The following is a 20,652-nucleotide window of genomic DNA, read 5'->3' on the forward strand; positions in this document are numbered from 1 at the left end:
ACGAGTGGAAAAGATACTTTTAGTTGAAGATGAAAAAGAAATCTCAGATTTGATTGCCTTTTATTTACGAAACGAAAATTTTTCTGTCATCACTTGTGCAGATGGGAATGAGGCTCAGGTACAGATCGAGCAAAACAGCTTTTCTTTGGCGATTCTTGATGTCATGCTGCCAGATATCACAGGCTTTGACCTGTGTAAAATCATCCGCAAAAAGCATCATTACCCAATTATTATGTTGACAGCTAAATCTGAGGAGATCGATAAGATCACTGGTTTGACAATTGGTGCCGATGATTACATCACCAAGCCCTTTCGTCCGTTGGAAGTGATCGCTCGGGTGAAAGCTCAGATACGCCGCTCGACTCAATACAACGGCTCAGATCAAAACAAATTGATCGTGAGGGAGTTGGAATTAGATGTCAATAAGCGAAAATGTTTCTTGCAAGAAGAAGAACTTTCCCTGACGCCGATCGAATTTTCCATTTTAAAATTATTGATGGAGCGAAAAGGACGAGTGGTAAGCTCTGAGGAAATGTTTCAAGAGGTTTGGGGCGAAAAATATTACACGTCTTCCAATAATACCATCATGGTCCACGTTCGAAACCTTCGGGAAAAAATGCACGATACCCACAAGAAGTCCTCTTATATCAAAACCGTTTGGGGGATCGGCTATAAAATTTAACACCAAAAACCGTCCTTTCATTGTACGAAAAGGACGGTTTTCTTGGGACTGAACACAAGTAAATCGAGAAACATAGAAAAAAGCCAGAACTGATTCTTTCAGTTCCAGCTTTTTTTATTTAGAAACGTGCAACTGCAAGCTTTTTTTATTTCGTAATCAAAGCATCTAAACTAGCCACTGCCAGACTCATCTTCGCGATTTTATCCAACAAGGCAAAACGGTTGCGGCGAATCTGTTCATCTTCCACCATGACCATTGTTTGATCAAAATAAGCTTCGATCAATGGGCGCAGTGCCACTAAGCTTTGGTAGTTTTCTTCCATCGTTTGATGTGGGAACTTGTCCTCTACTGTTAAGACCGCTTCATACAAGGCAGTTTCAGAGTCGTTTTCAAACAAGGCAGGATCAATTGCTGCTTGATCCAATTCGGCTTTTTTCGCTAAATTGATCACCCGTGTCAAAGCTTCCATCGATGGTTTGAAGTCGGTGTCTTGCAGATGTTCTCTTAACATTTGAGCCGTTTCAAACAACGTACTGATGTCTGCTTGACGTGCGCCTAAGACAGCTTCGATGACATCATGACGCGTATTTTTGCTGAGTAAGAATTGACGCAGACGACCTTTCACAAAATCGGTCACTTGTTCTTGACCAGCGGCAAGTTGAATCCCAAAAACTTCTGGTTGAGCATTAATGGCTTCCCGAATTTCTTCTTGCAACTGAGCAAATGGGAAGTACCAGCGCTTTTCAGCTAAGATGCGGATAATCCCGTAGGTTTGACGGCGTAAAGCATAAGGATCGTTTGAACCGCTTGGAACCATATCAACAGCGAAGAAAGCAAGTAAGCTGTCTAATTTATCCGCAATCGCTAAAACAGCCCCGATTTTTGATTGTGGCAGCTCGCCTTCTGCTGAGATCGGCATGTAGTGTTCACGAATCGCTTGGGCAACTGCTGGTTTCTCTCCTTGGATCAGGGCATATTTTTCCCCCATGATCCCTTGCAACTCAGGGAATTCCCCTACCATATTGGTCACTAAATCAAATTTATAGATTTGAGCTGCCCGTTGAAGGTCGGTCAGTTCTTCTTGTGTTAAACCAACGGTCTTCCCGATGATTTGCGCTGCTAGTCCGACACGTTGCATTTTTTCATATAAGCTGCCGATTTTTTCGTGGAAGGTGACTTGCTTAAGTTTTTCTACGCAATGGTCAATGGTCAGCTTTTTGTCTTCATTGTAGAAAAACTCAGCATCTTCTAGACGAGCGGTCAGGACTTTTTGGTTTCCTTTGATAACATTATCGATTTTCACAGCATCCCCGTTGCGGGCAGAGATGAAGTGCGGCAGCAATTCTCCGTCAAGGGTGCGGACATCGAAGTAACGTTGATGTTCTTTCATAGAAGTAACTAATACTTCTTCAGGGACAGAAAGATATTTTTCTTCAAAGTCCCCTACAAAGGCTGTTGGGTATTCAACTAGATTTGTCACTTCTTCTAGTAAGTCTTCATCTAAATCGATCCGCCAGTTGTTTTCTTGAGCGATCGCATTGATTTGTGCGGTGATCATTTGTTGACGTTCGCTTGGATCAGCGATGACAAATTGATGCTTCATTTTTTCCAAATAGTCGTCCGCATGATCAAACGTGACCGCCTCACCTAAGAAACGATGACCTTTTGACTCGCGACCGGTAACAATATCAAGGATTTGGAAAGGAATGACTTGCTCACCAAAGAGTGCTACGATCCAATGAATTGGTCGGATATATTCAAAATCGTAGTCTGCCCAGTGCATCGTTACTGGGAACGTCAAACTCGTGATTACTTCCTGCAATCCTTTCAATACCTCAACGGTTGGTTGACCTTGGGTATGTTTCGTTACATAGACATACTCAACACCTTTTAATTCACGGAAGGTGATGTCATCGGTTGTCAATCCTTGTCCACGAACGAACCCTTGAGCTGCTTTCGACCAATTGCCTGCATCATCTAACGCGATTTTTTTCGCTGGTCCTTTGACCTCTTCTTGCGTATCCGCTTGTTTTTCAGGAATACCGGTGACATAGACAGCCAAGCGGCGAGGTGTGGAATAGGCTTCGATCGTTGTATAAGGCAACGCATGAGCATCTAAGAAAGCTGCCGTTTTTTCTTGTAATTGTTTCATACTTGGGGTTACGACATGCGCAGGTAATTCCTCTAAGCCGATTTCTAATAATAGGTTTTGTGCCATCTTATTTTCCCTCCTCAATCAGTTTTTGCGCAACTTCTGGATCAAGCAATGGATAACCGAGGTTTTCCCGTTCTGCTACAAATAGTTTTGCTACTTGACGTGCCATGTTACGGATACGTGCGAGGTACCCAGCACGTTCAGTGACGGAGACTGCACCACGAGCATCCAACAAGTTGAAGGTATGACTGCATTTTAAGATATAGTCGTAAGCTGGATGAACTAAGCGTTCATCGATACAGCGTTTTGCTTCTTTTTCAAAACGATCGAAGTTCCCTAAAAGCAAGTCTTGGTCACTGACTTCAAAGGAATATTTTGAATGTTCATACTCAGGTTGGCGGAAAATCTCACCATATTTGACACCTGCAGACCATTCAAGATCGTAGACACTTTCAACTTCTTGAATATAAGATGCTAGACGTTCTAAGCCGTAAGTGATTTCTGATGTCACTGGCTTACATGCTAAGCCGCCGACTTGTTGGAAGTAAGTAAACTGAGTGATCTCCATCCCATCTAACCAAACTTCCCAACCAAGACCTGCACAACCCATTGAAGGATTTTCCCAGTTATCTTCGACAAAACGAATATCATGTTCTAATGGATCGATCCCTAAAAGACGCAGGCTTTCTAAATAAAGCTCTTGGATATTTTCAGGAGAAGGCTTCATCACGACTTGGAACTGGTGGTGCTGATACAAACGATTTGGGTTTTCCCCGTAGCGGCCATCAGCTGGACGGCGAGAAGGTTCTACGTAAGCGGCGTTCCATGGTTCTGGACCGATTGCACGTAAAAATGTGTATGGGCTCATGGTCCCAGCCCCTTTTTCTGTATCATAGGCCTGCATCAGCATACAGCCGTTTTCGGACCAGAATTTTTGCAGGGTCAAAATCATCTCTTGCACAGTTAGTTTACTCATCTTTTTCTTCCTTTCTTATAACGCATTGACGACAGGATAAAATTCGACAACTGATCCAGGGATCAATTTCACTTCGACCACGACATCTGCTTCTAAAACATCCGATAAGTCGTAAAGCATTTGGTCTGGACTCGTTGTAAATTCATGTAAAAGCTGTTCATCCTTTAAAAGGCGAACTTGCAGTGGAATACTTGCTAATACTTTGAGCTTTTTTTCGGTAAACGCACTTGCTGGAATCGTCATATCAAATAACATAAAAACCCTCCTTTGTTTTTGACTATTCTTGGTGTGAAACATAAAAAAGTCCCTATATCTATACACTTTGTATAGATATAGGGACGATAAATTCGCGGTTCCACCCTACTTCCGACAAGTCGGCAGCTTCATTGATCATGCTCACGGACGCCTGCGAAATAAGGTTCCAACTTGGCTTTCACTCTCCCAAGTTCGCTTCATGGAATGGTCTTCTTTCTTTCTTCCGATCATAGCACGGATTCGATTACCCTTATGATAGTAGTTGAAGCTAGGGTTTGTCAATGATTAATTTGAACTTTTATGCTTCTGGACCTAAATCCGCCTGATCATGAAAGACGATCTCATCAGCGATTTTCCCATCACTTTCAAAAACGATGATCTCATTCATTCCGATTTTTAAAAACGGTGCTGGGACGTACAAGCGCTGCTGCGGTCCTTTTTCCCAAAAACGGCCGATCGTATGACCATTGACTTGGACAAACCCTTTACCCCAGCCTGGCAATTCGATAAAAGTATCTGCACATTCATCAAAAGCACATTCAAAGCGTGAGAAACTTGGTTGTCCTTTTTGCCATTTTCCTTGGAAATCAATGGCATGCAAATTATCCATCGGTAAGGGATAGATTTCCCAGTTGCTTTGGAAGGCACCATTGATGATCACACCGTCTTTGATGCCTTTGTGCTGATGGTTCATTTTTACGGAATAATTGACCCGCCCCATATTCTCCACTAAGATCCCCAACTCGTTTTCTGATTCTGATAAATCGAAACTGTAGGTTTGACCGATTTCTTGATCGTAATCGACGCGCAAAAGTTCCTGGTTGATAAACGTATGGGCACGATCCATCGTATTGATCAGACGGTAGTCGGCAATCTTCCGAGCAGGCCCAATCAGTGAGCGATAATAGATATAACCTGTCGCTTGATTGCAGGCTTCCATCGATAACGGGTAATTACTTATAATCGGTTGACTGATCGTGTCGATCGTCGAAAACAAGGAGACTCGTTCTTTCACTGAGAATGTTCCATAAGCTTTTCGCTCAATTTTCATACTCAAGGGAAACTCAGGAATTTCCGCATAGTCAGCGATCACCTTTTTGAAGTCTTGGTATTTGGCAGTAGGTTCTCCCCATTCTGTCAACAAGGCATCGTAATCATAGCTAGTGACATCCGGCGCTAAGCGTTCATAATAGTTTGACCCGTTCATAAAGCCAAAGTTGGTCCCGCCATGAAACATATAGATATTGACAGAACCTAATGCTAAACAATCCTGCAATTCCTTTACTGCATCTTGTGTTGAGGTCGTATGGTGCTGGTCGTCACCCCAGGCATCAAACCAGCCGATCCAAAATTCCATGACCATCAGTGGCCGTTTTTCTCCGTGAAATCTTCGAAGTTTTTCAAAGTTTTCCTTGATGTTGGAGCCGCAGTTGATCGTAGGCAATGCCAAGTCTTTGATACTGCCGTTTTCTAGCATATCGTGCCAAGGTCCGTCGGAGGTCACTAACGGCGTTTCTACACCATGCTGCCGCATCGCAGCCACCATTTTCCGCAAATACTCTTTATCATTGGCATAGCTGCCGTATTCATTTTCTACTTGCATCATTATAATCGGACCGCCTTGGGTGATCTGCAGATCCCGCACTTGTGGAAACAAATGGGCGAAATAACGAGTGATTTTTTCCATAAATGGGGGATAATCAAACCGAAGCTTCATCATAGGATCTTGCAATAGCCAATAAGGCAGTCCCCCAAATTCCCACTCCGCACAAATATAAGGTGCTGGTCGCAAAATGACATAAAGCCCTACTTCTTGTGCCGTTTGGATAAATCGCCGCAAATCAAGGATCCCATCAAATTGATAGACACCTTCCTGTGCTTCATGAAGATTCCAAGGAACATAGGTTTCGACGGTATTACAGCCCATCAAACGTAGTTTCTCTAAGCGATCTTGCCAATATTCAGGAACGACACGAAAATAATGGATCGCTCCAGAGATCACTTTAAAAGGCTTGTTGTCTAAATAAAAGTCATCTTCAATAGCAAAAGTTCGCATCAGTTACGCCCCTCTTTGACGATATAGGTGGTGTATTGCGTCAGCATCATTTCTGAAGAAAGAACCTTACCCGTCAGAAGATCCGTTTTTCCAACAAACATTTCTGGCAGCGGTTGTGCTTCTTCGTGGAAATTGATGATGACGAAAAATTTCGCCTCTTCATTTTCACGACAGGCAATTTCTAGTTTTGTTGCCTCCTCGATCACTGGGGAAATATCGGTCTCTTTGACGATCGTTTTGAAAAGCTGATCTTGCAGCTGATCTTCCAACTGTCCACCAAAGTAATAGACGGTTCCATCGCCAAATGTATTTTTGGTCACTGCCGGCATTCCTGCATAGAAATTGCTCGTGTAATGCGCTAGCGCTTCGGCGTTTTCTAAATGGATCAAATCGCTGACTAAATTACTTGTTCCTGTAAGTTCTTCATTAACTAACGAAACCCCGTTTGATTGTTCTGGGGCTAATGCATCGATTTCTTCCACCCAGATGCCAGCTAACTCCCGCAAGGGGCCAGGGTAACCGCCTAAGTGAACATTGTCTGATTGATCAACGATGCCACTCATATACGTTGTAAGTAAAGCACCACCTTGCTTAACGAAATCAGTTAGCCGCTCTTGCATCCCTTCTTTGATCATGTACAGAACCGGAGCTGCGACTAGCTTGTATTTTGATAAGTCAGCATCCACGGGAACCAAATCGACCGCAATATTTTGTTCGTAAAAATAGCGATAGTAGCGATGGATCTGTTCCACATATTTCAGGTCAACGGTTGGACCACTCGTATATTCTAATGCCCAATAATTGTCCCAATCGAAAATCACAGCAACCTGTGCTTGGGTTTGCGTGCCAATGATGTCTGAAAGCTGCGCTAATTCAGCCCCAAGAGCTGCTGTTTCTCGGAAAACCCGCGTGTCTTCATGACCGACATGTTCGATGACCGCACCATGAAATTTCTCACAAGCACCAATGGAACGTCGCAATTGGAAGTATTGGATCGTATCTGCCCCATGAGCAATCGTTTGATAGCTTTGCGCCCGCATCTGTCCTGGTTTTTTTAATGAATTATAAGGCTGCCAGTTTTGTTGGGAAGGTGTTTGTTCCATCAGCATAAAGGGTTGCTGTTTTAACCCGCGCATCAAATCATGGGTCATGGCTACTAAGCTCCATGGCGTATTGTACGATGGATAATTATCCCACGAAACAAGGTCCATTTCCTTTGCCCACTTGAAATAATCCAGTCCTTTAAAGGTTCCCATCAAATTCGTTGTAATCGGTGTTGTGGGATCGATTTTCCGAATAGCGTCCCGCTCCATCATGTAGTTTTTTAAAAGACTATCCGAGTTGAACCGCCGGTAGTCAATAGAAATTCCTGCAAATGCCGTCTTGTCATAGCCTATTCCTTCTGACAGCGCATTTGGCAGCACGATTTCATCCCATTCATACACGGTATGCCCCCAAAATTCCATATTCCAGGCTTTATTCAGTGCTTCGATCGTATGATATTTATCCTTTAACCAGACACGAAACGCTTTTTCACAGTTGTCGCAATAACATTCGCCGCCGTATTCATTATTGATGTGCCAACAAGTCACTTGTGGATTTTCGCCGTAACGTTCGGCTAATTTCGTTGCCAAGCGTTCTGCGTATTTTTGATAAACCAAACTGTTGGGACAGGCATTGTGCCGTTGCCCAAACTTATGATGGCGTCCATCATAATCGGTGCGAGCGACTTCTGGATACTTCTTAAACATCCAAGCTGGCAAAGCAGCTGTGGAAGTGGCTAAGACGATGTCGAAACCTTCCGTACTTAATTTTTCGATGATTTGATCCAATTCCTCAAAATCATAACAATTTTCAGAGGGTTGGATCTTTGCCCATGAAAAAACATTGACGGTCGCGCTATTGATACTTGCTTTTTTAAAGATCCGAATGTCTTCTTCCCAAATCTCTTTCGGCCACTGATTTGGATTATAATCGCCGCCAAATAGAATTCTATCAAAAAATTTTGTCATGTAAGTGAACGCTCCTTTAAAATAAAATGATTTCTACTCTCTTATTGTAAGGCTTTTCATTCTGTTGTAGTATAATACATGAAACACTATTTTATAACTTTTCGAAACACGGAGGTACACTATGCCTATCTACTTTTATCAAACCAATCAGCAGCTGCCTTTATCTCTGGAAAGCATCGGCAACGATTGGGCGCAAGATGACGTCGCTCGTCCTGATGGCTATCCCTACTTCCATTGGCTGCAAACCGAGCAAGGGGAAGGCCGAATCACATTTGGTCAGGAATCGTTTATCTTACGTCCGAATGAAGGCATTTTGATTTTTCCTTTTACGCCCCATCGCTATTATCCATTGACTAACTGGAAAACATCCTTCGCCACATTCCAAGGCCCTTTGGCAGCTGAGGTGTTAAAGCAGTACACGAATCAGCCCTATATATTAGCTGAAGAGTCAGAAACCTTTTCTTATGTCACCTGGATCAATCAACGGATCAAAGAAGACCAACAAATCAGTTGGGACCCGCTACGGGCTTCTAGCGAATGTTACCGCTTTTTATTGGCGATCATGCAAGAACGCTCAGGGAATCCAACAGAAAAACACCCGCTGTTCCAACAATATCTGGTTCCCGTTATACAAGAAATCGAAACGAATTACGATCAGGCGATCACGATCAAAGAACTAGCAGGGCTCGTCTATGTGTCACCACAGTATCTCTCACGTTTGTTCCAACGTTTTTTGGGGCAATCTACTGCACAATATTTATTGAACTACCGCATGACCCGAGCCAAAGAGCTTTTGGTGGCACAGCCAGATCTGCCTATTCAACAAGCTGCCTTCGCAGTGGGGTTTCAAGATGCAAGTCACTTTACTGCATTATTCAAAAAAAGAGTCGGCTTAACTCCATTGAAGTTTCGCCAACTCTATCATTGATTTTTCGGTTTTAAGACGTCTTGCCATTGCCCCATCTGATCGATAAACTTCTTACTTTTTAAATGAATGCCCACATATTCATCATATAATAAATCAATCACTCGTCGGATCGCGGCTTTCGTTTCTGGCTTTAATTTGATTGAAGCAATCTGCTCGTAGGATATTTGCGAAAATAAGCGAATAAAATGGATCGCCCGAGAATCAGCATGATAACGACGTTCGTCCATCCCCCAGTGCTGTTCACATAAAATACCGCTATATTTTGAGGAATAGTCAAACCGACCGTCGGTTTTTCCGCAGATCGCACAATGGGTCCAATTCGGGGTGATCCCGAAACGGTGCAAAATCTGGATCTCAAAGATATTGGTGATGATCTCTGCGTCGTTTTCTTGATCCATTAATTGCAAGGCCTCATGTAAAAATTGGTATAGATGTGGGTCATAGACCCGATCATCAATAGCAGAATCAGCCAAATTCAATAAGTAGGTTGCATAACCAGCAATAAAAATATCACTTTGGATCGTACGAAAAGGATGGATGTCTTTGGCATTGTTTAAAAAGGACAAGCCTTCCGTTTTGATGGTTCCCATGTAGGTGGCTTCAGTATAGGAGAGCAGCGCTGGTGCCAAGGGGTTGTTTTTCCGATGGGCACCCTTGACATAAAACATTTGCTTCCCAGCAGATTCCGTAAAGATTTTGACTAGCTTGTCTTTTTCTTTATGGTCTTTTGAAAAAAGTAAGATTCCTTTTGTTTCAACAAGATTCATCGTCGCACCCCATTTCTTTAAAAAAACTGATCCAGTTCGCTAACTGCATCAGTTTTTCTTCATTAAAACAGATTATGTTTGATCTGCAAGTCATCAATACTCATCTTTGCGATAGCCATAATCCGTTAAGAATGTTTGCTTGTCGCGCCAATCTTTTTGCACTTTTACCCATAATTCCAAGAAGACTTTGTCATCTAACAAGTGTTCAATGTCTAAACGAGCTTTCGTACCGATCTGTTTCAGCATTTTTCCGCCTTTGCCGATGATAATGCCTTTTTGACTGTCACGTTCGACAATGATCGTCGCTTGAATATGCACCTTGTCATTGTGGTCTCGTTTCATGGAGTCAACCACGACCGCTACTGAGTGAGGTACTTCATCTCTGGTCAGTAGCAAGACTTTTTCCCGCACCAATTCAGAAACGATAAAGTATTCTGGATGATCCGTGATTTGATCCTCTGGGAAGTACTGAGGCCCTTCTGGCATTTCATCGATCAGTAGCTTCATTAACGTTTCGAAATTATTGCCTTCTGTTGCGGAAATCGGTACGATCTCAGCAAAGTCCATTTGTGAGGAGTAGTCTTCAATAATTGCCAATAAGGCATCTGGATGGACTTTATCAATTTTATTGATCACGAGGAAAACCGGTGTCTGACTTTGGCGCAATCGTTCGATAATAAAATCATCGCCCTTGCCACGCTTTTGGTCCGCACTGATCATAAATAGCGTCACGTCAACTTCTCGCAGTGCACTATAGGCGGTTTCAACCATAAAATCGCCTAAACGGTGTTTGGGTTTGTGGATCCCTGGTGTATCGATAAAGATCAGCTGTGCGTCATCCGTCGTGTAGACCCCTTGGATTTTGTTACGGGTCGTTTGCGCTTTGTCACTCATGATCGCGATTTTTTGTCCTACGACTCGATTTAGTAGTGTTGATTTCCCAACATTTGGCCGCCCGACGATCGCAACGAAGCCTGATTTGTGTGTTGTCATTGTTGTTCCCCTTTATCTTGTGTTTTGGTGCGCATCAGAAGAGCTGCAGCAATTTTGGCAAGAAGATGATCGCTGCGACGACTAACGCAAAAACTGCGGTCATCAGCACGGCACCAGCTGCCATATCTTTGATTTTTTTTCCGATAGGATGGAAATGGAAATCTGTAAACATATCTACTACGTTTTCAAAGACGGTGTTGATGATCTCAACGATCCAGACTAAGAAAACAGCTAGCAGCAACCAGAGCCATTCCATTTGACTCAAACGGAAAATAAAGCCCGCAATGATCGCAACGATTCCTAGTGCAACATGTTTACGCATATTGCGTTCCTCTTTAAAGACGGTTTTTATACCAGTGAAAGCAAATTCGATCGACGAAATAAATTGTTTGTTTTTCCCAATATTCTTATCTTTTGAGTCCATAGGCATCCAGTATTTCCTTTTGCAGTCCAAACATTTCCTTTTCATCTTCAGGTGTCATATGATCATAGCCATTGATATGCAAGAAACCATGTAACGCCAAGAAACCCAGCTCCCGATCATAGGTGTGCCCGTATTCAGCAGCTTGTTCTTTCGCTCGTTCAATGGAGATCATAATATCTCCAAGATCACGCGGCAGCTCTTCAAGGGCTTCGTCAAAAATGATCGACAGCTCTTCGTCTGTTTCTTCTTCAAAGGCAAAACTAATGACATCTGTTGGCATATCTTTGCCGCGGTACTCCCGATTGATTTCTTGGATCGCCGCATTGTCCATAAATGTGACGGACATTTCTGTATCCTCTGGAAGTTCTAAATGTCCTGCAGCAAATTGCAACAGTCCTTCGATCTCTTTGATCTTGGTTTCCCCCACTGAATTTGTCTCATCTAAAAAGGTAATCTCCATTAGCGCTCTCTTCTTTCTTGTTCTTCTTTCATTTTCTCTGCTTCCGACTTCATTTTTGGATATTTGATCCGTGAATGGAAGGTACTGCAAAGTCCGTTGACCAGTGATTTTTCAATCATTCGGATTTCTTTCAAAGTCAGGCCTGTTTCATCCAGTTGACCGTCTAAGATCCGATCATTGATGAGATTTGCAACAAATTCTTGAATCTTTTGATTTGTTGGATTTTCCATCGCTCGAACAGCTGCTTCACAACTATCCGCGATACTCACAACGCCAGCTTCTCGTGTTTGCGGTTTTGGACCAGGATAACGGAAATCTTCTTCCGTCACCTCGGGATTACGCTCTTTGGCTTTCACGTAGAAATAACGCATCAAGGTCGTGCCATGGTGTTGACGACAAATGTCGATCACCATGCGCGGCATTTTGGCTTCTTCGAGAATTTCCGCCCCATCGATCACGTGACCGAAGATAATTTGTTTGCTGTCTTCAGGCAACAAGAAATTATGCGGGTTTTCGGCACCAGCAGGTAAATTTTCTACGAAGAAATTGGCATGTTTGACCTTGCCGATATCATGGTAATAACAAGCCACACGAGTCAGTAAGCTTTGCCCGCCGATTTCGGCAACGGCATTGGCACTAAGATTGGCAACCATCATACTGTGATGATACGTTCCTGGCGCTTCTTCCAGCAACTGTTTTAACAATGGATGATTCGGGTTACTCAATTCATTTAACACGATCATACTCTCATCCGTCACCAACAATTCGATGTAAGGATGTAGTCCCATCGTTAGCAAATAGCTTAAGAGAGAGCCTGCTAAACCACAAATGATCGTGGTCCAAGTGTTCCCGCGAGCAAAATCCATTCCTTGGAAAATCACCAGCACAAAACTCAGTAAGAGCGGAAAGACGATCACCCACGCTACTGCCGTTTTCCCTTGACTAGCGATGCGGGCACGCTTGATCATCGTTCCCATCAAGCCAGAGAACAAATAGGTGACTAAGACGGTCGTCAACAAATTGGTTCCGCTAGAATCAAAGTAAATAAAGAGTGCACTGATTACTTGGAAAATCGCAGACAAAATCCCCAAACGACGGCTGGAGAAAATACTCAGGATCAATGGTGTAAACGCAGCTGGGAAAAACAGCGGGATAAAGGTCACTAATTCAGATTGGAAAAGTTGGAAAAACTTCATGATCAAAATACTGAATGCCATTGCCAAAATATAAAACGTGACCGCATTCATCCGTTTTTCCACGTCTTTCGTCTGTTTCGTGTAATAAAACACCATCAGCATCTGTAAGACTGTTGCTAACACTAAAGCGATCAATGGAAAAACAGAAAAGGTCTGATTAGTCATTCCTAAAAGCTGCAGCTTCTCTAGGGCATTGGCATCGATCTGCGAGCCCTCACGGACAATGATCTCTCCTTGATAAATCATCACTGGAGGAACAGCATCCATGGCGGTTTGCCGTGCTTCTTCTGTCCGTTTTTCATTTGGGATATCGTTCACGACGATTCCTTGATTGACTAAGAAACGTAAGACAGAAGCCATGTCTGAGCTAACATCTAAGAACTGGATCTTATCTTCCGCCTCAGAACGGAACGTACTTAATTCCGTTTGGCGAATCTGTTTCGCCATTTGTTCATCTATTAATTGTAGCGCATAGGTACGCACTGTATTTAATTCATCATCACTTAATGAGAACATCGTCGTCAAAAAATTATTGGTAAATGACTGATAAAAATCTAGTTCATCATCACTCATTTTTTCAAATTCTTGTTTTAAGGCTGCGATATATTCATCTGTACTAGGTTTAGGGATATTTTCATCCTCATCGGCTTCAGCCACTTTTTTTTCATGGGCTTCATCCACTGATTTTTTGACTGAAGCAACTAAGTCAAATAAATGATCGATACGATCATGCTGCGTTTGCGCCAGTGTATCCTGATACGTGTACTCTGGTGGTACAGCTTCGGCAGCCAGTTTACGTTTTTGTTCCGTCGCAGCGGTATTTTCGATCGTTTTATTGGCACGGATATTTTCTTCCGCCACTTGACCTTCGCTATAATCGACATTGTTTTGTTTGACGCTGGTGTACATGATACCAATCGAAAAAAGAAAGAAAAGGAACATCAAAACTGGTAGATAGAATTTCCCAAGTCTTTCTCTAAATTTCCGTAGTGGTTGAATGATCATAGTTCTCCTCCTAAAAGACGATCAGCGCTTGTCTTTAAGATCTGCTTCTTCATATGCGCGAATGATCTCGGCAACAACTGGATGCCGCACGACATCTCCTGCTTCAAAATTAGCAAAAGCAATTTTAGGGATCTCTTGTAACGTCCGTTCGGCGTGGATCAAGCCGCTTAAAGTCCCTTTTGGCAAATCGATCTGGCTGGTATCGCCATTGACGATCATTTTAGAGTTGAATCCTAAACGGGTCAAAAACATTTTCATTTGAGCGATCGTCGTATTTTGCGCTTCATCTAAAATGACAAAGGCATCTTCTAGCGTACGTCCACGCATATATGCCAATGGTGCGATCTCAATGACGCCTCGTTCCATGAGACGGTTCGTATGATCCATCCCAAAAATTTGATACAACGCATCATAAACGGGGCGTAAGTAAGGATCAACTTTTTCTTTCAAGTCTCCTGGTAGGAATCCAAGATTTTCTCCTGCTTCAACGGCGGGACGTGTCAAAATGATTTTTTGCACTTGGCCTTTCTTTAGAGCTGCAATTGCCATTACGACTGCTAAGAAGGTCTTTCCGGTTCCAGCGGGGCCGACACCAAACACTACATCATGTTTACGGACGGCTTCGATATATTTTTTTTGCCCAGCATTTTTCGCTCGGATCGGTTTGCCGTTACGGTCTTTGATGATCTCTTCTTCATACATATCTTTGAAATAATCAAGACTGCCCTTATTCACCATATTCAACGCAGTGATCACATCAGGGGTACTGATATTGATGCCTCGTTTGATCAACTCTTGCAAAGCCCGAATCACGGATTGTGCCTTTTCAGCGGCTTCAGTTTCTCCTACGATTTGGATCAGCTCACCACGAGTGTGAATGACCGTTCCTGTGGAGTCTTCAATAATTTTGATGTTCTTATCGTGGGCACCTAATAATAAACGAACGTCATCGTTTTCACTAAGTGTTATCTCGATCGTTATTGTTTTGTCTGTCAAATATGTTACAGCTCCTTTTTTGGCGTTCTTATTAATAATAACATAAGATGGAAAAAAGAAAAATTACTTATCAAGCACAACAGTCGTTTCCGCTTGTCCTTATGCTTTTTTTAAGTTTTCGAAATCAGAAAAAAAAGCCGCAAGCATGTCATCCATACTTGCGGCGTGAGCTTACATTTGATCCAATAATTCTTTAACGATCGCATTGACTTGATTGCCGTCTGCTTTGCCTTTAACTTGTGGCATTACAGCACCCATCACTTTTCCAAATTCTTTGGAAGAAGAAGCACCAGTCTTTTCAATCGCTCCAGCGACGATTTGGCGGATTTCCGCTTCATCGAGTTGTGCTGGCAAATATTTTTCAACAACTGCAATTTCAACTTTGACTTTCTCTGCTAGATCATTTCGGTCAGCTTTCTCAAACTCATTTAAAGAATCACGACGCTGTTTCATCTCACGAGACAAAACGGTCAACTCTTCTTCTTCATTCAAGTCAGAACCTTTTTTGATCTGCTCATTTTGAATTGATGCTTTCAACATGCGGATCACCTGCAAGGTTTCCTTGTCTTTGGCTTTCATCGCTGTCTTCATGTCATCATTCAGTGTACTTAGTAGTGTCACACTACCAGCTCCAATTCTCAAAACAGTAGAAAATTAGAATTTTTTGCGTTTTCTAGCTGCTTCAGATTTTTTCTTACGCTTTACGCTAGGTTTTTCGTAAAATTCACGTTTACGAGATTCCTGTAAAGTACCCGCTTTTGACACGGAACGTTTGAAGCGACGAAGAGCATCGTCAAGTGATTCGTTTTTGCGAACGACTGTTTTTGACATGTAAATTCCCTCCCTCCGAGCTTAAAAAGTAACCGTAGTTGTTATTGAAATAAAATCCCAAAAAACACGACTGTCCTTTAAAAATTATAGCTAACCCCTGAAAAAGTGTCAAGGCATTCTGTTAAAAAAGTCTTCGATCCCATCAAGTTTGTTTGGGTTTTCATTGACATTCTTCACAACGGCCCAAAATCTCGAAGCGATGTCCCTCGATCAAGCAGCCAGGAAGCTGTTCTTGGAAGAAGTCCATCGGGCAAATATGCAGTTCTTTTGTTTTGCCACAAACCGTGCAAATAAAGTGATGGTGATGATAGTCCTCTAATTCTGCACAGCAGTTATAGCGAAACTTCATCTCCCCGTTCAGCTCTGTTTCTTCTAAAATACCGATCTCAGAAAAATCATGCAGATTACGGTAGATCGTATCATAGCTCAAGCCAGGATACTTTTCTGACATGTATTCATGAATTTCCTTGGCTGGCAAATAGCGATTTCGTTTCACTAAATAGGTGATGATCGCTTCTCTTTTTTTGGTGTATTTAAAGCCATTTTCTTTCAATGTAGTCATGGCATGCTTAATAAGTGTTTGATTTTTCATCGTAGGCCCTCCTGATAAATCAAAATCATTCCGATTCTATCGATCTTAAGTATGGTATAATGAAATCAATAAAAAAGCAAGAGAGGATTTTTCTTATGAAGCCAACTGAACCTGAACAACCAGACTTGCAAGAAAAATTGCAAACCAGTGCCGCAGTGACGATGTTCGTGTTGTCGGACTCTGCCGGCGAAACGGCATCGAAGCTTGCACAAGCGACAATGGCCCAATACCCCAGCGTCGAATTTAACCTTTTTAGACGCACGTTTATCCACACAAAAGAGCATTTGATCAAAGCTTTGTCTGATGCAAAAAAACACAACGCCATTATTCTTCATACCTTGATCAAAGAAGAACTTGTGGATTTGACGAATCATTTTTGTGAAGAAGCTGACCTTTACCATTTCGACGTATTGACCCCTCCAGTAAGTGAAGTAGAACGCCGAACTGGCGTAGCACCTTCACGAGAGCCAGGGGCTTTGCACCACTTAAACGAAAATTATTTCAAACGCATCAAAGCCATGGAATTTGCGGTTATGTACGATGATGGGAAAGACCCTCGTGGCTTCTTGGAAGCAGATGTCGTGTTACTAGGGGTTTCTCGGACGTCAAAAACGCCTTTGAGTCTATTTCTAGCAAACAAAAATTTAAAAGTTGCTAACCTGCCTTTAGTACCGCAAGCCCACATCCCAAAACAGCTCTGGGAAATCGATCCGAAAAAAATCGTCGGGCTAACAAACGATCCGAATGTGTTAAACAGTATTCGCAAAGAACGGATGCGCTCCTACGGCTTGAACCCAGATTCTGCGTATTCCGATATAGAAAAAATCAAAGCGGAGCTGACGTTTGCCAATGATCTGTATGAAAAACTAGGCTGTGTCGTGATCAATGTCGCTTCTCTTTCCATCGAAGAAACCGCCTCTATGATTTTAAATGCATTAAACTTAGAAGATCATAGCTATTACACGTCAGAAACGAAAGACTAACATCGATGAAGCAATGAAAAATGGTGAACAGAAAATCTTCTGCTCACCGTTTTTGGTCTGTGGCTCATTTATTATTCTCTTTTAGAACACTTGCAGCCCTTCACGATCGATTTGTAATTGTTCGATATACGCATTGCTCTCCAAGGCATGCAAAAGTTTTGAGATTCGTTCTGCCCGTTCCTCTGGGACGATCGCTAAGACCGTAGGACCTGCGCCGCTTAAGAAACAGCCATAGCCGCCTTCTTCTTCGCAGATTTGGCGAATGGTCGACAAGTGCGGCACAAGCTTTTCCCGATAGGCTTCATGAAAACGATCCTGCTGCATCAATTTTCCTGCAAGAGGCAGATTGCCATTGATGACCGCTGCGATCATCACGTTGGCGATCGCACTGGCTTCGACAGCTTGCTCGTGAGAAAGAGTCTGCGGCAAGACTTGACGACTTGCTTCAGTCAACAGTTCTTCATGAGGAATATAGGCAATGATCTCGCACTCTGGAAAATGATGCTTGACTAAATACGTATGCTTGTGCTGATGGTCGTATGCAGCAACCGCAAAATCTCCATAAATCGCTGGTCCAACGTTGTCAGGATGCCCTTCGATGGCAGTTGCGATCTCAAGCTTTTGTGCTGCACTCAGATTCATGTGGGCCATGCGGTTGGCTAGTTCAATCCCGGCGACGATCACCGAGGAACTGCTGCCTAAGCCTCGTGCCAAAGGAATGTCCGAACTCATTCGGATTTTCAAAGGCTTCATGTTTGGTGCTAATTTCAATGCCACACGCAAAAGCAAGTTGGTTTCATCCGTTGGGATCTCTGAACCTAGCTCATGGATGATTTCCCACGTATCGTTTTCTTTTAAAACTTCAATGAACAAATACTTTGACAGGGCAATCCCGCAGGAATCAAAACCAGGCCCTAAGTTCGCACTGGTTGCAGGAACGCGGATCTTCATAGATTGGCAACTCCTTCACGAAGATGCTGACGCATTTCTTCTAAATCACTCATCTTATTGATGGTTACTTCTGTCGCTTTGATAGCTGTATCAGGATCTTTCAGACCATTTCCAGTAAAGACGGCAACGACAGTCTCACCTGGTTTGATTTTCCCTGCTTTCACGTGCTGGATGACACCAGCCAGCGAGGCAGCTGAGCCTGGTTCAATAAACACACCATCTTGCGCAGCAATTTTACGGTAAGCATGCAAAATTTCCTCATCGGTTACTGCATCGATGTGTCCATTTGATTCATCACGAGCGGCTTCTGCCAACTGCCAGCTGGCTGGATTGCCGATCCGAATCGCTGTAGCAATCGTTTCTGGTTGTTCGATGACTTCCCCACGGACGATCGCAGCAGCACCTTCAGCTTCAAACCCATGCATTCTTGGCAACGCGGTGCCTTTTTTCTCATGCCATTCTTTGAACCCTTTCCAATATGCCGAGATATTTCCTGCATTACCGACAGGAATCGCAAGAACATCCGGTGCTTGTCCTAATTGTTCGCATACTTCAAAGGCAGCTGTTTTTTGTCCTTCTAAACGATAAGGATTGACTGAGTTTACTAGCGCCACGGCTTCGGTTTCTGCAATATCTCGTACTGCTTTTAACGCTTCATCAAAGTTTCCTGGGATCGAAATGATGTCGGCTCCATAAACGATCGCTTGCGCCAATTTCCCCATAGCGATCTTGCCATCTGGAATAACAACATAGGCTTTGATCCCCGCTCTGGTCGCATAAGCTGCTGCTGCCGCACTGGTATTTCCTGTCGATGCACAGACGATTGCTTTGGCACCTTCTTCCACCGCTTTTGCCACCGCCATGACCATCCCTCGGTCTTTAAAAGAGCCTGTCGGATTCAGCCCTTCGTATTTTCCATACAATTGAATCCCTAATTCCTTGGAAAGGCTTGGTAAGGGAATCAACGGCGTGTTGCCTTCAGCCAGCGACAATGCTGGTGTATTTTCGTTGACTGGTAGATATTCCTTGTATTGATGCAATAATCCTTGATACATGTTTATTCCTCCATCACTTTCATTATTTGTATGTCTTGTGCATCGGTATAAGTTGCGAGTTTTTCTGTTAGCTCTTTTTCGCTCATTGGATTGGTGATTCCAGCTATTCGTTGGTCTGCTTCGTTGAACACCGTTTGCTCAAACGCAAACCATTCTGGAAGAGCGTTCCCTTTGATCTCTTGACTTGAAAAAGACACATAATGCCGGCTAGTAACTTCTTCTACAGATGCTAATGCTGTTTCTTTTTCAAAAGTTAGAAAAGGTTCAACGATCCCAAAGCTTTTATTTTTTGCTAAAACGGTCAAATCCGCTACCACGCTGGTGGCCGTCGGTCGTGATCCTGCTCCTGGTCCATAAACCATCGATTGATCGATGCCTTCACTCTCGATAAAAATGCCATTAAACTCGTTTTGGATCGTCGCTAACGCATGGTTTTTCGGCACTAATACAGGTCCAACTGACACAGTAAGGGAACCGTCAACTGTCTTTTGTGCTGCACCGATCAACTTCACTTCATAACCAAAGACTTGTGCCTGCTTAATATCTGCCACAGCTAAGCCGCGGATGCCTTTTGTTGCCACATCAGCAACATGGATCGTTTTTCCAAAAGCAAATTTGGTCAGGATCACCATTTTATAGGCCGCATCGATACCGTCAACATCATTAGTAGGATCTGATTCGGCAAAACCTTTTGCTTGGGCTTGTGACAAAGCATCTTCATAGGTCATGCCATCTTCCGTCATTTTTGTCAGCATATAATTGGTCGTCCCATTGACGATGCCAAAAATCCCTGTGATGGTATCAGGCAGATAGTGGGTGCTCAATGTACGTAAGATCGGAATGCCACCACCCACGCTGGCTTCATAATAAAGAGACACCCCGGCTTTTTCAGCGATTGCCAGCAGTTCAGGTCCATGGGTGGCAATCAAGTCTTTATTTGCCGTCACAACGTGCTTCTTATTTTCTAAAGCAGCTGAAATAAACGCTTTTGCCGGATCGATCTTCCCGATCAATTCCACAATTACGTCGATGGTCTCATCTTCAAACAACTCATTTGCCTCATTCGTCAACGCAAACCCGTACTTAGCCGCTAACGCAGACTTATCCTCGTAAGGCGAAGCTAATGCTTTCGTGATTTGCACACTGACTCCTGTGCGTGCCAGAATGGCTTCTTTTTGCTCTGCCAACACTTGGCATACCCCGCTGCCGACAACACCCATTCCTAATAATCCAATGTTCAATTGCTTACCCATAATGCCCCCTAACTGAAAACGTTATTAAAAACCGTTCATCTAATTTTAATATTTCCACTAGCATACCAAAAACAATAAGAAA

General features: G+C 43.1%; 20 protein-coding genes. 3 read left to right on the forward strand and 17 right to left on the reverse strand.

Features of this window, described 5'->3' with window-relative positions; genetic code table 11:
* Positions 1–4 precede the first annotated feature (4 nt).
* On the forward strand, positions 5–682 hold the full coding sequence (locus ECA1_RS13740; protein WP_060792786.1) for a response regulator transcription factor: 678 nt from the start codon (positions 5–7) through the stop codon (positions 680–682).
* A 145-nt stretch (positions 683–827) separates the two neighbouring features.
* Here the strand turns inward: ECA1_RS13740 and glyS are convergent, their stop codons facing one another.
* The 5 genes from glyS to ECA1_RS13765 all read right to left on the reverse strand — a co-directional run bounded on the left by glyS (position 828) and on the right by ECA1_RS13765 (position 8,136).
* Positions 828–2,900 carry a glycine--tRNA ligase subunit beta gene (glyS, locus tag ECA1_RS13745; protein ID WP_034868511.1) on the reverse strand — a complete coding sequence of 691 codons (2,073 nt, stop codon included), beginning with the start codon at positions 2,898–2,900 and terminating at the stop codon, positions 828–830.
* Between the two features lies 1 nt (position 2,901).
* Positions 2,902–3,813 carry a glycine--tRNA ligase subunit alpha gene (gene glyQ, locus ECA1_RS13750; protein ID WP_005225852.1) on the reverse strand — a complete coding sequence of 304 codons (912 nt, stop codon included), beginning with the start codon at positions 3,811–3,813 and terminating at the stop codon, positions 2,902–2,904.
* Positions 3,814–3,828: 15 nt separating this feature from the next.
* Entirely contained in the window at positions 3,829–4,068 is a 240-nt protein-coding gene (locus tag ECA1_RS13755) for a hypothetical protein (RefSeq protein ID WP_015509542.1), read from the reverse strand.
* Positions 4,069–4,366: 298 nt separating this feature from the next.
* Positions 4,367–6,124: a glycoside hydrolase family 35 protein gene (locus ECA1_RS13760; protein ID WP_060792787.1), complete on the reverse strand. Its 1,758-nt coding sequence runs from the start codon at positions 6,122–6,124 to the stop codon at positions 4,367–4,369.
* Entirely contained in the window at positions 6,124–8,136 is a 2,013-nt protein-coding gene (locus ECA1_RS13765; protein WP_060792788.1) for a beta-galactosidase, read from the reverse strand. Before ECA1_RS13765 ends, ECA1_RS13760 begins: the two co-directional genes overlap by 1 nt.
* 121 nt (positions 8,137–8,257) lie before the next feature.
* Between ECA1_RS13765 and ECA1_RS13770 the strand changes: the two genes are divergently transcribed.
* Positions 8,258–9,064: an AraC family transcriptional regulator gene (locus ECA1_RS13770; RefSeq protein WP_005225848.1), complete on the forward strand. Its 807-nt coding sequence runs from the start codon at positions 8,258–8,260 to the stop codon at positions 9,062–9,064.
* Here the strand turns inward: ECA1_RS13770 and recO are convergent.
* The 9 genes from recO to ECA1_RS13815 all read right to left on the reverse strand — a co-directional run bounded on the left by recO (position 9,058) and on the right by ECA1_RS13815 (position 16,328).
* Positions 9,058–9,831: a DNA repair protein RecO gene (recO, locus tag ECA1_RS13775; protein ID WP_005225847.1), complete on the reverse strand. Its 774-nt coding sequence runs from the start codon at positions 9,829–9,831 to the stop codon at positions 9,058–9,060. The two genes, ECA1_RS13770 and recO, sit on opposite strands and share 7 nt — an antisense overlap.
* A 93-nt stretch (positions 9,832–9,924) precedes the next feature.
* Positions 9,925–10,824, reverse strand: coding sequence for a GTPase Era (era, locus tag ECA1_RS13780; RefSeq protein WP_005225846.1), 900 nt, complete (start codon positions 10,822–10,824; stop codon positions 9,925–9,927).
* Positions 10,825–10,858: 34 nt separating this feature from the next.
* Positions 10,859–11,248, reverse strand: coding sequence for a diacylglycerol kinase family protein (locus ECA1_RS13785; RefSeq protein WP_016610244.1), 390 nt, complete (start codon positions 11,246–11,248; stop codon positions 10,859–10,861).
* A complete protein-coding gene (ybeY, locus tag ECA1_RS13790; RefSeq protein WP_005225844.1) occupies positions 11,232–11,708 on the reverse strand; it encodes an rRNA maturation RNase YbeY in 477 nt (158 codons plus the stop codon). The genes ECA1_RS13785 and ybeY overlap by 17 nt, the downstream gene beginning before the upstream one ends.
* On the reverse strand, positions 11,708–13,909 hold the full coding sequence (locus ECA1_RS13795) for an HD family phosphohydrolase (protein ID WP_005225843.1): 2,202 nt from the start codon (positions 13,907–13,909) through the stop codon (positions 11,708–11,710). Before ECA1_RS13795 ends, ybeY begins: the two co-directional genes overlap by 1 nt.
* A 21-nt stretch (positions 13,910–13,930) precedes the next feature.
* Positions 13,931–14,905, reverse strand: coding sequence for a PhoH family protein (locus ECA1_RS13800; RefSeq protein WP_005225842.1), 975 nt, complete (start codon positions 14,903–14,905; stop codon positions 13,931–13,933).
* Positions 14,906–15,076: 171 nt separating this feature from the next.
* On the reverse strand, positions 15,077–15,526 hold the full coding sequence (locus ECA1_RS13805; RefSeq protein ID WP_005225841.1) for a GatB/YqeY domain-containing protein: 450 nt from the start codon (positions 15,524–15,526) through the stop codon (positions 15,077–15,079).
* Between the two features lie 33 nt (positions 15,527–15,559).
* On the reverse strand, positions 15,560–15,736 hold the full coding sequence (gene rpsU / locus ECA1_RS13810) for a 30S ribosomal protein S21 (RefSeq protein WP_002356740.1): 177 nt from the start codon (positions 15,734–15,736) through the stop codon (positions 15,560–15,562).
* 160 nt (positions 15,737–15,896) lie between these two features.
* On the reverse strand, positions 15,897–16,328 hold the full coding sequence (locus ECA1_RS13815) for a Fur family transcriptional regulator (protein ID WP_060792789.1): 432 nt from the start codon (positions 16,326–16,328) through the stop codon (positions 15,897–15,899).
* 95 nt (positions 16,329–16,423) lie between these two features.
* On the opposite strand from ECA1_RS13815, the gene ECA1_RS13820 reads away from it, so the two are divergent.
* On the forward strand, positions 16,424–17,311 hold the full coding sequence (locus ECA1_RS13820) for a pyruvate, water dikinase regulatory protein (RefSeq protein WP_010748043.1): 888 nt from the start codon (positions 16,424–16,426) through the stop codon (positions 17,309–17,311).
* 81 nt (positions 17,312–17,392) lie between these two features.
* Here ECA1_RS13820 and thrB read toward each other — a convergent pair whose 3' ends face one another.
* The 3 genes from thrB to ECA1_RS13835 are packed head-to-tail and all read right to left on the reverse strand — an operon-like array spanning position 17,393 to position 20,570.
* Positions 17,393–18,262, reverse strand: a complete 870-nt coding sequence (gene thrB / locus ECA1_RS13825; protein ID WP_005225831.1) for a homoserine kinase — start codon at positions 18,260–18,262, stop codon at positions 17,393–17,395.
* Positions 18,259–19,317 (reverse strand): threonine synthase, encoded by a 1,059-nt coding sequence (gene thrC / locus ECA1_RS13830; protein ID WP_060792790.1) that lies wholly within the window; start codon positions 19,315–19,317, stop codon positions 18,259–18,261. Before thrC ends, thrB begins: the two co-directional genes overlap by 4 nt.
* Before the next feature lie 2 nt (positions 19,318–19,319).
* Positions 19,320–20,570: a homoserine dehydrogenase gene (locus tag ECA1_RS13835; RefSeq protein WP_060792791.1), complete on the reverse strand. Its 1,251-nt coding sequence runs from the start codon at positions 20,568–20,570 to the stop codon at positions 19,320–19,322.
* Positions 20,571–20,652 lie beyond the last annotated feature (82 nt).

This window comes from Enterococcus casseliflavus NBRC 100478 (genome assembly GCF_001544095.1).
GTDB lineage: Bacteria > Bacillota > Bacilli > Lactobacillales > Enterococcaceae > Enterococcus_D > Enterococcus_D casseliflavus.

Coding starts and splice junctions, on each gene's coding strand:
- glyS (WP_034868511.1), bottom strand. CDS start 2,900: ATGGCACAAAACCTATTATTAGAAATCGGCTTAGAGGAATTACCTGCG.
- glyQ (WP_005225852.1), bottom strand. CDS start 3,813: ATGAGTAAACTAACTGTGCAAGAGATGATTTTGACCCTGCAAAAATTC.
- ECA1_RS13755 (WP_015509542.1), bottom strand. CDS start 4,068: ATGTTATTTGATATGACGATTCCAGCAAGTGCGTTTACCGAAAAAAAG.
- ECA1_RS13760 (WP_060792787.1), bottom strand. CDS start 6,124: ATGCGAACTTTTGCTATTGAAGATGACTTTTATTTAGACAACAAGCCT.
- ECA1_RS13765 (WP_060792788.1), bottom strand. CDS start 8,136: ATGACAAAATTTTTTGATAGAATTCTATTTGGCGGCGATTATAATCCA.
- ECA1_RS13770 (WP_005225848.1), top strand. CDS start 8,258: ATGCCTATCTACTTTTATCAAACCAATCAGCAGCTGCCTTTATCTCTG.
- recO (WP_005225847.1), bottom strand. CDS start 9,831: ATGAATCTTGTTGAAACAAAAGGAATCTTACTTTTTTCAAAAGACCAT.
- era (WP_005225846.1), bottom strand. CDS start 10,824: ATGACAACACACAAATCAGGCTTCGTTGCGATCGTCGGGCGGCCAAAT.
- ECA1_RS13785 (WP_016610244.1), bottom strand. CDS start 11,248: ATGGACTCAAAAGATAAGAATATTGGGAAAAACAAACAATTTATTTCG.
- ybeY (WP_005225844.1), bottom strand. CDS start 11,708: ATGGAGATTACCTTTTTAGATGAGACAAATTCAGTGGGGGAAACCAAG.
- ECA1_RS13795 (WP_005225843.1), bottom strand. CDS start 13,909: ATGATCATTCAACCACTACGGAAATTTAGAGAAAGACTTGGGAAATTC.
- rpsU (WP_002356740.1), bottom strand. CDS start 15,736: ATGTCAAAAACAGTCGTTCGCAAAAACGAATCACTTGACGATGCTCTT.
- ECA1_RS13815 (WP_060792789.1), bottom strand. CDS start 16,328: ATGAAAAATCAAACACTTATTAAGCATGCCATGACTACATTGAAAGAA.
- ECA1_RS13820 (WP_010748043.1), top strand. CDS start 16,424: ATGAAGCCAACTGAACCTGAACAACCAGACTTGCAAGAAAAATTGCAA.
- thrB (WP_005225831.1), bottom strand. CDS start 18,262: ATGAAGATCCGCGTTCCTGCAACCAGTGCGAACTTAGGGCCTGGTTTT.
- thrC (WP_060792790.1), bottom strand. CDS start 19,317: ATGTATCAAGGATTATTGCATCAATACAAGGAATATCTACCAGTCAAC.
- ECA1_RS13835 (WP_060792791.1), bottom strand. CDS start 20,570: ATGGGTAAGCAATTGAACATTGGATTATTAGGAATGGGTGTTGTCGGC.